The sequence below is a fragment of the Bacillus sp. S3 genome (genome assembly GCF_005154805.1).
Taxonomy (GTDB): domain Bacteria; phylum Bacillota; class Bacilli; order Bacillales; family Cytobacillaceae; genus Neobacillus.
Map to the genome: position 1 here is coordinate 2,521,950 of NZ_CP039727.1, position 14,087 is coordinate 2,536,036.

The 14,087-nt window shown below is 36.5% G+C and carries 9 protein-coding genes and 1 pseudogene; all 10 read left to right on the forward strand.

Annotation, left to right across the window (positions count from 1 at the left end; genetic code table 11):
* Positions 1–94 precede the first annotated feature (94 nt).
* The 10 genes and pseudogenes from FAY30_RS12090 (at position 95) to FAY30_RS12135 (ending at position 14,028) form a co-directional block, all read left to right on the forward strand.
* A complete protein-coding gene (locus FAY30_RS12090; RefSeq protein ID WP_149870114.1) occupies positions 95–355 on the forward strand; it encodes a hypothetical protein in 261 nt (86 codons plus the stop codon).
* 668 nt (positions 356–1,023) lie between these two features.
* A complete protein-coding gene (locus FAY30_RS12095) occupies positions 1,024–3,090 on the forward strand; it encodes an ATP-dependent nuclease (protein WP_149870115.1) in 2,067 nt (688 codons plus the stop codon).
* Positions 3,083–4,939, forward strand: coding sequence for a UvrD-helicase domain-containing protein (locus FAY30_RS12100; protein WP_149870116.1), 1,857 nt, complete (start codon positions 3,083–3,085; stop codon positions 4,937–4,939). The genes FAY30_RS12095 and FAY30_RS12100 overlap by 8 nt, the downstream gene beginning before the upstream one ends.
* 1,005 nt (positions 4,940–5,944) lie before the next feature.
* A complete protein-coding gene (locus FAY30_RS12105) occupies positions 5,945–7,576 on the forward strand; it encodes a P-loop domain-containing protein (RefSeq protein ID WP_149870117.1) in 1,632 nt (543 codons plus the stop codon).
* A gap of 257 nt (positions 7,577–7,833) precedes the next feature.
* Complete coding sequence (locus tag FAY30_RS12110; protein ID WP_040209133.1) at positions 7,834–8,661, forward strand: electron transfer flavoprotein subunit beta/FixA family protein; 828 nt, start codon at positions 7,834–7,836, stop codon at positions 8,659–8,661.
* On the forward strand, positions 8,662–9,684 hold the full coding sequence (locus FAY30_RS12115) for an electron transfer flavoprotein subunit alpha/FixB family protein (RefSeq protein ID WP_149870118.1): 1,023 nt from the start codon (positions 8,662–8,664) through the stop codon (positions 9,682–9,684).
* Between the two features lie 244 nt (positions 9,685–9,928).
* Positions 9,929–11,110 (forward strand): class I SAM-dependent methyltransferase, encoded by a 1,182-nt coding sequence (locus FAY30_RS12120; RefSeq protein WP_149870119.1) that lies wholly within the window; start codon positions 9,929–9,931, stop codon positions 11,108–11,110.
* Positions 11,111–11,311: 201 nt separating this feature from the next.
* Positions 11,312–11,461, forward strand: a pseudogene (locus FAY30_RS27520) (VOC family protein); the annotation flags it as partial.
* Between the two features lie 290 nt (positions 11,462–11,751).
* A complete protein-coding gene (locus FAY30_RS12130) occupies positions 11,752–12,690 on the forward strand; it encodes an SGNH/GDSL hydrolase family protein (protein ID WP_149870120.1) in 939 nt (312 codons plus the stop codon).
* A gap of 402 nt (positions 12,691–13,092) precedes the next feature.
* On the forward strand, positions 13,093–14,028 hold the full coding sequence (locus tag FAY30_RS12135) for an aldo/keto reductase (protein ID WP_149870121.1): 936 nt from the start codon (positions 13,093–13,095) through the stop codon (positions 14,026–14,028).
* The last annotated feature ends 59 nt before the right edge of the window (positions 14,029–14,087 follow it).

Below are 14,087 nucleotides of genomic sequence, written 5' to 3' on the forward strand. Positions count from 1 at the left end.
TCCTTATAGCAGAAATATGAGTAGTATTATTATATTCTATATTAACTTTTATACTCATAGAAATTTTTAATCAATTAAAGGAGGAGGAGTTCTAATGATATATAAATTTTATAAGGATGAAAACGGATATGAGAAATGGCTACTTGATAACAAACCAGGTTATGTTTTTAATCATTTCGGTACTGCTGAAATGAATAAAATGCATCATGCAACTTGTTACACATTACATACGTCAAAACATCAAGGTTCAAGGACAAATTATGAAAAAATTTGTTCCTTAGATTATAAAGAGTTAGAACAAGAGGCTAACAGAGTTACAAGGAACGAATGGAGCAAATGTAAAGCCTGTTTTTAATCTATTGTTCCTTTTCGATAGCTAAAGTTATATGAAGTAGGCGGAAGTCGGTTTGACTCACGCTTCTTTTTTTGTGTAACAACTACTGGGCAATAGACACATACTGTGCAATGGAAAAGGAAATAAATAACTGGTTTTCGAATGTTCAATAAGAGAAGAGCTTTTTATTCCACAAGAGATAAGTACATGGTGGATTATGATGGTGTTTCGGAAGAGTATAAGAAGAAATTAAAAGAACTCTGTGAGAGGATAAACCCGAAGGATAGAGAAAACAACGTATTATGGTAGCTGCTAATTGTGAAGATAAAAAGATAAAATTAATAGTCTCCTTTTGAGAAGAAGTTATTCCATATTAGGGGGCTATAAGAACATATGTAAAAAAAGGGGTACACAATAGAAGTTTTAGGGTATCTCTTTATCCTTTATTGGAGGGATTTTACAATATTTTGTCGAAGTATGCTTTAACTAAGAATATTTATTTATTGGAATACCACATAACATCGATTTGGAACCTGTCTAACATCCAAATTCAGATCAGCATACTGGCTTAGAAGAAAGAAGTAAAAATAGATGCAAGTAGAGAGTGCAATTAAAAAGCTTTTATTTCAATGCTGATGTTTCAAAATTAAATTGTAATATTAAAAAATGAAGGTAAATTGGAGGACGCTATGTATCTAAAACAATTAAAGATTTGGAATTTCAGAAAATATGGTTCGCAAAATAATGAACCAGGTTTAATCGTAAATTTTCATAAAAACTTTAACTTATTGGTAGGAGAAAATGATAGTGGGAAAACGGCTATCATTGATGCGATTAAGCTTACATTAGGTACTTCTAGTCTAGATAATAATAAAATAAAAGAGAATGATTTTTATTTAGATGAGTCAGGAAAGAGTACTGAGGAGTTAAAAATAGAGTGTGAGTTTTCCGATTTGTCTGAAGAGGAAGCAGGAATATTTTTAGATTGGTTAACTTTTGACGAGGTTAAGAATTATCAACTATTGGTAAGGTTAGAAGCTAAGAAGATAAGGGATCCATTAACTGGTGAAAGAATTGATAAAGTAATAAAAGGGGGACCATATGGAGGGGATAGTAGGTTAGAAGGTACGGCTCAAAGCTTACTAAGAACTACGTATTTAAAACCTTTAAGAGATGCTGAAAATGAATTGAAACCTGGTATTAAATCTAGACTTGCACAAATATTAAAAAATCATAAAGCATTTAAATTAGGAGTTTCAGATGAGGAACATAAACTAGTAGAAATCGTTAAGAAGGCAAATGAAGAAATTAAAGATTTCTTTGATCAACCTTTTACAGATAATCAAAATCGAACCATTAAGACAGACTTGCAGAACTATCTAAATGAATTCTTTTTTATTCCTGTAAGTGGAGAAAAAAGCTACTATGCTGATTTTGAAGTGGCACAAGCGAAGCTAAATGATATATTAAGGAAATTAAGTTTAACCCTAGACGACACCCCTGCTGGTTTAGGAAGTTTAAATTTACTCTTTATAGCGGCTGAATTATTACTTTATGATGAAGAAAAAAAGTTAGGCGCTAGATTATCGTTAATAGAAGAAATAGAAGCTCACTTACACCCTCAAGCTCAATTAAGATTAATAAAGTACTTACAAAACTCTACAAATGGTCAATTTATTTTAAGTACACATAGTACAACTTTGGCTGCATCGATACGCCTTAAACATTTAATCTTAGTTCATAATAGTAATGCTTATCCAATGGGAGAAGAATATACGAAATTAGATTCATCTGATTATAAGTTCCTAGAAAGATTTTTAGATTCGACAAAAGCAAACCTATTTTTTGCGAGGGGGGTAATTTTTGTAGAAGGTGACGCTGAAAACTTATTGTTACCTGTCATTGCAGAGATAATTGATCGTCCATTACATAAATATGGTGTTTCGATTGTGAATATAGGAAATACAGCATTTAAAAGATATGCAAATATTTATAAGAGGTCTGATGAATGGTTAGCAAAGTTTAGTGCCTTAGAGATGCCAGTATCGATTGTAACTGATGTTGATGTGCGACCGGAACAATATTATCAAGAGCAGGCTGTTAAAAACCGATATGTATACAGTTTGTATGAAGAAAATAAGAAGGTGGAATTAGAAGAATTAGGTATTTTACCTTCAGACATTGTAACAAAAATATATGGAACTATCTTTACTACAAAAACAAAGGTGTTAGAGTATCTATCAGAATATAATATTTCTCTTTCTTCAGAAGATTATGAGGTCCTTTGTCAATTACTAGAGAAAGAAATGGACCAAACTTCAATTGAGGTTCTAAGGAAATTAAAAAAGGAAAAAATCATGAATGAATTTAATGACGAAAACGGAAACTTAGAAACTTTTGTAGCCCCTAATTGGACTTTGGAATATGAAATCGCCTTAAGTGGAATCCGACAAGAATTATTACATGCTATACATCAATCTCGTTTTATTAACCCTAACTCGAAAGCAAATGAGAAAAAATTAGAGAAAATAAAAGAAGAGATAGATGGAAAGATTGGAGAAGATGTTGCTTACCCTATTTATAAACCATTATTAAAGAAACAGGCATCCAAAGCAGTAACTGCTCAAATATTAGCAAGTGATTTACTAGAAAGGAAAAGTGAAGTAAAAGATGTGATCTTAAAAGATCCATATTTAAAGTACTTAAGAGATGCCATTTATCATGTAACGGAACAGGAGTCAATTGATCATGATTGAGATAACTAAAGAAGATATTCGAATGATGGAACGATTATTGCTTCCTGAAGGCAGTACATTTAATAATGAGCAAGAGAGTGTTTTAATAGCGAATGATTCAGCAGATATTGAAGCATGCCCAGGAAGCGGAAAAACAACGGTCTTAATAGCTAAAGTCGCGATCTTATTAAAAAAATTAGAACAATCCTCATCAGAAAAAGGAATATGTGTTATTACACACACTAATGTGGCAGTGGATGAAATTAAAGAAAAATTACAACTGGTAGGGATACCGTTGGTGAAATATCCACACTTTATAGGGACTATTCAAGAATTTTTTAATCACTTTTTTTCAAGTAAAGCTTATCGAAAATTGTTTAATAACGATAAGCAATTAATGTTCTTAGATAATGATGAATACGAAAAATATTTTACAAAGAACTTTATAAAGTTCAAGCCTCAATGGTGGAATGCAAGGCTTCCCTTGCGAAGAATGAGAGAAATAAGATTTGATTTTAGAAGAAAAGATCTGGGATTGAGTCCCCTTGATGAAACTAATGTAAGTATTGCTAAAACTATTCTTTATTTAATTAAGCAAGGAATATTTCGTCATATCGAGACTTTAACTTTAGCTGATTGGTATCTAAGTCATTATGAAAATGAAGTTTATAAGGCTTTACCTCATAGGTTTTCATATTTCTTAATGGATGAGACCCAAGATACCAGTCAATTGCAATTTAAATTAGTAAATAAAATAGTAAATAAAAATAAAATTGTTTTCCAAAAGTATGGGGATCCTTATCAAGCACTATATAATATTTATAATGGAGAGACTGATTCTTGGATTCCAGAAGACGAAGAAAAAATAGAAATTGCTCAAAGTAATCGCTTTGGAGAAAATATTGCCAATATATTAAGGACTACCTGTAAACAAAGATACGATCACCTTAAAGGGAATAACAGTTTATCTTCATTTAAGCCATATTTACTTCTCTATGATTTCAGCTCAAAAAGACAGGTATTAGATAAATTTGCTGAAATAGTTAAAGAAAAAGAAGTTGATAATGAAGATTTTAAAAATAATAAGAAAGACGTATATGCTATTTGTCAACATCATTTAGAAGTTAATGAATATTTTCAAAGTTATATAAAGGAAAATAATGATAAAAAAAATACACCCTTCATTCAAAAATGTTTCAAAATGCTGCAATCAATAGTTACAAAGCTTCTAAGAGATAATGCCGATTCGGACATTAAATCTTCTAAAGACTTAGAGAATTATTTAAACAAATATGGGAAAGTAGAGTTATTGCAATTAAGATCAATCATTTCTAAACTAATAAAGGTATTAGAGTTAGAAAAAAATCAGGTAATTAATAGTTTAAAAGATGAGTTGTCTTCGAAAATTCTTGATATTTTAGAAATTTGTTCGGATGAAGAAATAGACATAAGTTCTGTTAAAGCAAGTGTGGATCAAACTATAAGCGAAATTAAAAAAATGGATAGAAACGAACAACAAAGTACTTCTATAACGAACAAAACAAACATTCACGGAGTTAATATCAATTTAGGATCGATTCATGGTGTAAAAGGCGAAACACATAAAGCAACTTTGATTCTAGAATCCAACCGAATGTTTAATGAAGAACCAGCTAAAGATTTAACTAAAATATTTAGTTTTCTAGTAGGGGAATATGATGAAAATTTGGCAAGTAACCAGGAAATACAAAATATTCTTAAACTTGCATATGTGGGAATTAGTAGACCGACACATTTGGTAGCAGTCGCACTTGATAAATCCAATATTGAAAACTACGATGAAAATATTCATAAAGCAATACATTTCGGGTGGGAAGTAGTTAATATATAAAAGTATATAGTTTAATTAGGAATGATAAGATTAAATTTCGTGTTATTACTGAAGAGAAATGGCGGTAACTTATAATTTCTTGGCTTTTATTTTGAAGAAGAACAAATTGCAAACATAAAGTCATTAGCTGCGCAGTACAACGATACTATTCAATAGAATATGATATTCCACAATCGCCGTGATTTCGAAAGACCAAAAGCTTAAATCCTCAGCAAAAATAGGAGGATTTAGGCTTTTTTACTTTAAAATCGTTGACGTTTTTCGATTGGTGAATTCTTTGACAGTAAGTGGTAAATTTCGTGGCAACTGCCGGTAAAAAATGGAATAGACGGTACATTTTCGTGGCTGTAATCAATAACAAATATAAACAGGACATGATGCATCTATTGTCAAATGGTTAAATTAATGGTAAGATTTTGTTGCTATAAAAATAAATGTAATGAGGTGAGGATCATGTTAGCAAAAAAATATACATCTTATCCTCATATTGCTTTTTAGTTATTTTTTATACAAATACATTAGGCTCTGAGGGTAGGATTTACTCTCAGGGCTTTTTATATTTAGGCAGAAGGAGAAGGGAACGTTTATGTCTTCTTGCCGATCTATGACAGCCACTTATGGAGTGGCTGTCATTTTTTTTGGACAAAAGGTTGGTCAAGGCAACAATAGTGGTTTTATTTTGAAATTGGGTAGGATTTAATCCTTTGTCAGAAAAATTGATTTGAACTTTATTAGGGGGAATATGTACTGACATTGAATTACGAAGGAATAAATTCATTTACGCGGAAAATCTCAAACAGTGCCGGTTTATGTTTGAGCAGGCTCATACCTGGAGATTAGGGGTCGACCCGTTTCGTCGTTACCTTGTTCCAAAGGATAAGGGGCCGCCTTTTCTAGATATCGTTTCCCGTTATTCACAGCTTTCCAAATATGAAAGGATGATGTTTTATTAAAAGACTCGCTCAATATTTTCGCTCGTTACAATCCGGACAGTCATCTTACGGTATGATTTATGAAGATCCAATCTACTGGAATGATGATGTTGCCTATTACATTGAACCGACACACAAACTCACACTGGATAAACCATGTATCACCATAAAAATCCCTTTTGACCGTCTCGGCTTAGATGAACATATGGATCAAGTTGTTCTCTCAGATTTTGCATTAAGAGAATGGGTTTATCATATGGAGGCATTAAATAAAGCGATTTATAACCGCTCACGTACTGATAAAGAAAATGGTGCTTTTTATTGTTTTCATCCCACCAATGTGGTGTTGCAACGTAATGCATCCTATGTCGAAGTCATCTCGGAAAAATGGTATGTATGCTTAATGATTACCGTTCAACTTCCATTCAAGAATAATAATAAAGCGATGCGCATGCTCTGCAAAATGCTGCCAAAAGAAGTGGAGAAGTTTATTGCCAAGTTTGATCTCAACAAATTAAAAGCAGCTTATGAATTGGTAAAAAACCAAACTATGATTCGCGAATGGCTGAAATCCAGTGGTTATTGTGCCTTTAGAGGGAATGGCAGCATTTTGCCAAGAAATAAAGACAACAGCGGGCCACTTGAGGGTGCCTTGCCTTTTACATCTCCGGAAGATGTTGAAGTTGAAATTGGTGGTTTGCGAGGAATGGGAATAAAACAGGGTGTGACGGTCATCACCGGCGGTGGTTATTCGGGTAAGAGCACATTGCTGGATGCACTAAATTTGGGGATTTACAATCACATCATGGGTGACGGAAGAGAATTTGTGATCACAGATCAAAGTGCAATGGAAATAGCTGCAGAGGAAGGCCGTTCCATAAAAAATATCAATATTACGCCTTTCATAAAATGGGTACCCAATAGTTCGGCTGAACAGTTTTCGACTGACTTCGCCTCAGGTTCCACTTCTCAAGCTGCCAATATTATGGAGGCAATCAACTTCGGCTGTAAGCTACTTTTAATTGATGAAGACAGAAGTGCGACGAATTTTATGATTCAAGACAGGAAAATGCGTTCATTAATCAAGCATGAACCTATTACACCTTTTACGGAACGGGTCAGGGAGCTTTATGACGCTGTTGGTGTTTCTTCTATTCTTGTGATTGGAGGTAGCGGTGAATTTTTATCCGTTGCCGATCAAATCATCCTAATGGACAATTTTGTGCCAAAAAACGTAACCCAGGAAGCAAAAGATTTATGTAAACACGACAAACCACGTGAACCTATCGCCCATACAAAATGGGAGATAGAAAGAATCATAACCACCAATCACTTTTCGAGCTATCCGCAGGGAAGTGGGACTGAAAAGCTGATGGTTTCACCCATGGGATACATGGTGATAGGTGATGAACAAATTGATATCAGAGGGCTTTACAATATCACATCACACGCCCAGCTTGCAGCTATTGCCTTTTTAATTCGAAAAATCGCTATAAGTAATCAGGATCACCACATCTTTCTTCATGAAAAGATTAAAAAAGCTCTCGAAGATATGGAGAGAGAAGGAGTGGATTGTGTATTTTCTTCCTTTTTTCCTGGTTTCGAAAGATGGCTTGAATTACCAAGAATCAATGAAGTATTATCTGTCATAAACCGAATGAAACAGTTGGATTTTATTCAGCTTGAGCCTTCTGAACACCGCTAATTACGAATGTTGGGTGGTGCCTGGCACTTTTTTCGTTTAATTTTCAGTATTTTGTCATTTTTCGACTAGCGCGGTGGGAGTCAGGCACCGATTAATTTGTGGGTTTTTTGTCAGAAAACTCGCATGTAAAGACATCTCCCATAATAAAGTAGATATAGACGGGTGTAACAAGCCTTTTAGTTGTAAAACATCTGGAAAGTTTCGTATGGCGGTAATTAAGAAACCATGGGCTTTTTAAGTTAGATGGGAGGGGTTTAATGTTTCATATTGTAGCCTGTATCAAGCAAGTGCCTGACACTAAAATTATTAAGATGAATCCAAAAACTAACACGATGGACCGGAGGACAGCGCCTGCGATTTTGAATCCGTATGATGCTCATGCAGTTGAAGAGGCCGTTCGTTTAAAACAACGATATGGTGGGACGGTATCGGTTGTCACGATGGGTCCACCTCCAGCGGTGTCCGCTATAAAGAAATGTATTGAAATAGGCGCGGATGAGGGGTATTTAATTACGGATCGCCGGTTTGCGGGTGCCGATACATTGGCAACGAGCTATGCCGTGACAAAGGCGATTGAAAAAATTGCAAAAACCAGACCCGTCGATTTGATCATTTGCGGAAAAATGTCCATCGATGGAGATACCGGGCAAGTCGGACCCGGAATAGCTAGGAGGCTCGATATACCACCACTCACTTCTGTGAACAAAGTCGTGGATATCAATCAAGAAGAAGGATATGTCGTTGTACATCGTAAGCTGGAGGATGGATATGAAGTCGTCCAATCCACCTTGCCGTGTTTATTTTCCGTTGAAAAAACTATTAATGACGTGCCATATTCCCCGATGCCGAACATGCTCAAAGCTGCCAGATATAAACCACATATCTGGTCTGTTGATGACCTTGAAGATGTAGATATCAAGCAGCTTGGTTTAAAGGGATCACCAACAATTGTTTCCAAAGTATGGGCTCCGCAAAAACCGGCAGGGGGAACATTCCTTGAAGGCAACCCGGCAGCACAAGTAGAGCAATTGCTTCAGATCCTGCTTGAAAAGAAGGAGCTGTTTGAAAGTAAGGAGGGAATGTAATTGGATTTTAACGATTACAAAGGTGTTTGGGTCTTTATTGAACAAAAGGATGGAGAGGTTGCCTCTGTATCCCTTGAATTATTAGGTGCTGGTAGGAAATTAGCTGATAAACGAGGTGTGGAACTAGCGGGTATTCTTATCGGGGAACATGTTAAACCTTTAACAAAGACGGTGTTTGAATATGGAGCAGATACCGTGTATGTCTATGATCAACCTCTCTTTAAGCATTATCGGACTGAAACCTACATGAAGGCGCTGTTAGAGTGCAGTGATAAATATAAACCGGAAATTATTCTCTACGGGGCTACCTCAACAGGAAAAGACCTGGCAAGCGCAGTGGCCACCGATTTGCCGACAGGGTTGACGGCGGATACGACGGAGCTGGATGTAGAAGAGGAAACGGGGTTACTCCTTGCGAGTAGGCCGGCGTTTGGCGGAAATATTATGGCGACCATATTATGTAAAAAATACAGGCCGCAAATGGCGACCGTACGCGCCAAAGTCATGAAGGCGCTGCCCCCAGAGGTAGGGAGAATAGGCAAGGTCGTCGAAGAAACCGTCTCATTAAAGGAAGAAGATATCCGGACAAAAGTTTTGGAAATTGTAAAGGAAACGGTTAAGAAGGTCAGAATCGACGAAGCGGACATCGTTGTGGCTGGTGGAAAAGGCTTAGGCAGCTACGAGGGATTTCAGTTAATACACCATTTGGCTGAAACGCTTGGAGGAGCTGTTGGTGCGAGCAGGGATGTGGTGGAAGCGGGTTGGATTGACCACCCCCATCAAGTAGGGCAAACCGGTGTGACGGTAACGCCAAAGATTTATTTTGCGATCGGGATTTCTGGCGCGATTCAACATATTGTGGGAATGAAAAATTCTGGTTTAATCATTGCCATTAATAAGGACAAAGAAGCTCCTATTTTTCAGAACTGTCATTATGGAATTGTTGGCGATGCATTTGAAATCGTTCCTGTCCTAATCGAACAGTTTAAACATGCACTTTCTAGTGAAAAGGTGATGAAGTAAGTTAGTGCTGAATTATTACCATTATTCCTCTCTCATTCGGCCTTAAAAATTTTCATTTAATCGCTAGACACTTTTTACTTTACTTCACTAAGGAGTAAAGCTTTTTTTTATCAAAAAGCTGCGTAAAACCCCTAACTTTAGTTATGTGGATACTCATGCTATAATTAGTACCAGATAATAGCACTTACTAGTAGGTTTTGGTCCTGTTAAGCAAAATAAATACGCCTAAACTGGAGATAATACTATGTTTGCAAATACCAAATTAAAATCACAAAGTGTCTCTGCCTATTTTAAGTCACTGGGTATCAAGGAATGCCAAACCAAAGAGGACTTTTGGAAGCATGTAACCGAGGTCGATCCCTTCTTGGCTAAGGAACTCCAACCCATTATGGATCGCAAACTAAAAGGGAATATTTATGAAGTGAAAAACCGAACACTGCCCTTCAGTTTGGCAGTAGAATCATGGACGATGAATTTTCATCAGTCCTTGCTCAACTGGGTCAGTCAGCAAACTTATTTAAAGCCGAAACGGATTTTGGAAATTGGCTGTGATAATGGGTTGCTGTCTTGCAGGTACGCCACAATGTTCCCAGATGCCGAGATTGTAGGGATCGACCTGTGTGGATATGGGATTCGATGTGCTCGAGAGTTGGCAATAAAGCAAGGACTGAACAACGTGAGTTTTTACCAAATGGATTTTATGGAGGTATCTGAGCACTTTTCCCTGAATTCTTTTGATTTAATCATTTCTGCACGGACCTTTCATGAGATCATGGGGCCTATCATGATTTCAAACTATTGGTCACTTCTAGCGTACTTGAAGGAGAATCCAACCTATGGTGACAGTCGTTATTTAGAAATAGTCCATCGTTTGTTAACGGAGGATGGATTGTATCTCTCTTGTGAACAATTGAAAAATTCCGCAGATCTCGGAAGGTGGGCGAATGTGCTTCAGGATGCGGGTCTCCATATTCAATGGGATGACAGTGGTACTATCGAATACCATGAAATAGGAGTAGATAGGCTGTCTCCTGTGATTGTGGCCACAAAAAGGGAGACATATCTCGAAACCTTGGAAGGGATGGAACACCTTTATACGAAAGGTTACCCACTTGTATTTGAGGAGGGGAGGTCTTATAAAGGAGGGACAGCGGAATTTGCATATCAACGGCTGGGGGAGAAAACATTCGTCACAGGGATTCAATTGAAAGTGACGAACCATTGGCATGTGTTTCGACTTGAGCTTTGGGAGACAGATGGGTTTCTGCTTGTCTATAACTATGGAAATATGGGGTATCATGAATTGGATATTTTACCTGCCTCCGCATATGAAGAGGGACACCAGTTAATGGAGAAGGCGGTCGGTAAGTTCGGTCACCTTGGTCCGCTTGTTTGGTATTACAACCTGGATGAACGACCAGAGTAGTTCAAAAAACATTTTTAAACTAGAAAGGAATATGGTTTCCAAAATTGTTTCGATTGCCGAGATTTCATATTGCTTATTTTAAGAGATATTTTTGCACTACTTGAATATATTAACTATTTTCATAGACGCCTAGCAGTCCCCCGGTAATCTAAAGCTTTAACGAACCGGGGGACTGACCCCAAACTTCCGTTTTATAATTCCGATAAAGCTCGCCAAACGTTTGAAGCCTTACAGGATGGCGGACAAGTTGAAATGCCACTATCAGAAACAGGTTTTAGTCCTGCTTACGGGGTGATTAAAGATAAATTCGGTGTAACCTTCCAATTTTACACGGAAGGATTTCAAGGTTAGTACATACGATAATGGGAGAAAAACGACTTTGTACAAATGGCAAAGTCGTTTTTTTATGGCTCCTTTTTCTCAGAAAATTAACTGCAAACTTTTGATCCGCACTTCAAAAGCTAACAAAACTGAAATGATCTACTCTAATTTTCTTTTTACTGTTTTGATTGCAAATAGGCAAGTGACAAAATTTGTGGTCTTAAATAATGTTGCCCTGCATGATAAAATGAATAAACTATATTAAAAAAAGAATGGTATCTTAGATTAAGATCTTCCGATACTAATAGGTGTGATGAAGTTTGAAAAGAAAAAAAGTAATCATCATGATTTTGGGTCTATTCATTATGTGTATTCTTCCTTCTATTTTTCTTATAGATCGAAATCAAGCAGGCCTTAAAACAGTTACAACCGTCGCGTCAGTTGAATCTGAACAAGTGGAAAATACCAAGGAAGTTGCTTCTAAAGGAGAAGAGAAACCAGTAGAAGATCCTTCCATTAAGCAGGAAAGTCCTAAACCATTCACCGATGAAATCAAGGAAAAGGTAAGGGAAGTAGTGGAAGGTGTCATTGATTTCTTCGAAAAAGATCAAAAGATGGTCGCAATCGGAGACTCACTCACGGAAGGTGTAGGAGATGAAACAAAGAGCGGTGGATATGTCGGGATCCTTAATCACACGTTTGAGGATCACAACCTTAAGATCAAAATAGAAAATTTCGGTAAAAAGGGAAACCGGTCGGATCAATTACTAAAGCGTCTGGAAAATAAAGAAATTGCCACTGCGATTTCAAAGGCTGATAGTGTTTTAATCACCATTGGCGCCAATGATATTATGAAAGTCTTAAGAAGTAATTTTACAAACCTTACGCTAGAACCTTTCCAAGTAGAAAGAGTGGAATATATTGAACGATTAACAGCCATATTCAATAGATTGAAAGAATTGAACCCAGATGCCCATATTTATTTAATCGGGTTTTATAATCCTTTTGAAAGTCAATTCGCAAACATTAAAGAATTAGACATGATCATTGATAATTGGAATGATGCAGGAAAATTATTGACAGAAGAATATGAGAATGTGAGCTTCGTTCCCACAGAAGATCTATTTACTAATTCCACGATGAATTTATTAGCAGGAGATCAATTCCATCCTAACACCAGGGGCTATAAACTTATCGCCCAGCGGGTCTTAGAATATCTAAAAGTTACGGAGGAAACAAGGGTCGCCAAAACTAATTAAGATCCAAACTCAAAAAATAGACGGAATAATTTCGTTTAATTTTTTTAGTAAAAAAAGCTTAATTAGACGGCGAGTTCCGCCTATTGACTCAAAATTAAACATATAAAGAAGGCCCTTATTTCAAGATAAGGGTCTTCTTACACTTTATTTATTAATACTGGTTGGGCTGTATTTACTATCCTAGTCTACCTCCCTTGAGAGAACCGTCTTTTGCTGAATTGGACATGTAGCAGCATGTTCGGTCTTTTTTTTTAATCATTCCGACCGATATTTGTTCCTTCACTACCTCATTTCGTAACGTAGTAAGTTGATTAACGGATAATAAATAGAATGCATGAACTTTGTTTTCTCTCCTAAAATTTTGTTATTATCAAATTAGTAAAATAAGGGAGATGAAAGTTGATGGCCAAACATATTCAAATTGGTAAGACGGATTTATATGTAAATCCGATTGGACTTGGAACCAATGCCGTTGGGGGGCATAACCTTTTTCCAAATCTTGATGAAGAAGAGGGGAGAGAATTGGTCCGAACGGGTCTGGAGCAAGGGATTAATTTCCTAGACACAGCCTATGTCTACGGTTTGGGGCGATCAGAAGAAATAATTGGGGAAATTGTGAAAGAACGGGGAAATCGCTCAGAGATAGTGATTGCTTCCAAGGCAGCCCATCAATTAAACGGAAATGAAATGGTCTTAAATAACTCACCAGCTTTTCTAAAACAAGCCGTTGAAGAGAGTTTAAAACGGCTTCAAACGGATTATATAGATTTATTCTATATTCATTTTCCCGACGATGATACACCTAAAGACGAAGCGGTTGGAGCATTAAAGCAATTAAAGGATGAAGGGAAGATTAGAGCCATCGGAGTGTCAAATTTTTCCCTTCAGCAATTAATAGAAGCCAATAAAGATGGCTATGTGGATGTCTACCAAGGGGAGTATAACTTGATCAACCGCGATGCAGAGAAAGATTTATTCCCTTACGTAACCGAACAACAAATATCTTTTGTACCGTTTTACCCTTTAGCTTCTGGATTGTTAACAGGTAAATACAATCAAGAAACTGAAATTAGTGAAAAGAATAGAAAAAGGCCGGAATTTCAGGCAGGTGTTTTCGAAAAAAACCTGGAAAAGATTCAACAAGTTCGTCGAATTGCAGCAACGAAGGGTGCGGAAGTTTCTCAAGTGATTCTTGCTTGGTACCTGTCGCGTCCATGTATAGATGTCATTATTCCAGGTGCAAAGCGTGCTGACCAGGTACTCCATAATCTTAAAACGTTACAGATTCAATTAACTGCTGCAGAGCTTCAAGAAATTGAGCAAATATTCCCTTTATAAGGAGAAATGGAATTCGAGAATGACTCAAATATGAAAAATTCAAAGCACCAATCTGTTTA

Bases quoted from the DNA above. Each gene is read 5' to 3' on its own strand.
- FAY30_RS12095 (WP_149870115.1), top strand. From the start codon at position 1,024: ATGTATCTAAAACAATTAAAGATTTGGAATTTCAGAAAATATGGTTCG.
- FAY30_RS12120 (WP_149870119.1), top strand. From the start codon at position 9,929: ATGTTTGCAAATACCAAATTAAAATCACAAAGTGTCTCTGCCTATTTT.
- FAY30_RS12110 (WP_040209133.1), top strand. From the start codon at position 7,834: ATGTTTCATATTGTAGCCTGTATCAAGCAAGTGCCTGACACTAAAATT.
- FAY30_RS12100 (WP_149870116.1), top strand. From the start codon at position 3,083: ATGATTGAGATAACTAAAGAAGATATTCGAATGATGGAACGATTATTG.
- FAY30_RS12135 (WP_149870121.1), top strand. From the start codon at position 13,093: ATGGCCAAACATATTCAAATTGGTAAGACGGATTTATATGTAAATCCG.
- FAY30_RS12090 (WP_149870114.1), top strand. From the start codon at position 95: ATGATATATAAATTTTATAAGGATGAAAACGGATATGAGAAATGGCTA.
- FAY30_RS12105 (WP_149870117.1), top strand. From the start codon at position 5,945: ATGATTTATGAAGATCCAATCTACTGGAATGATGATGTTGCCTATTAC.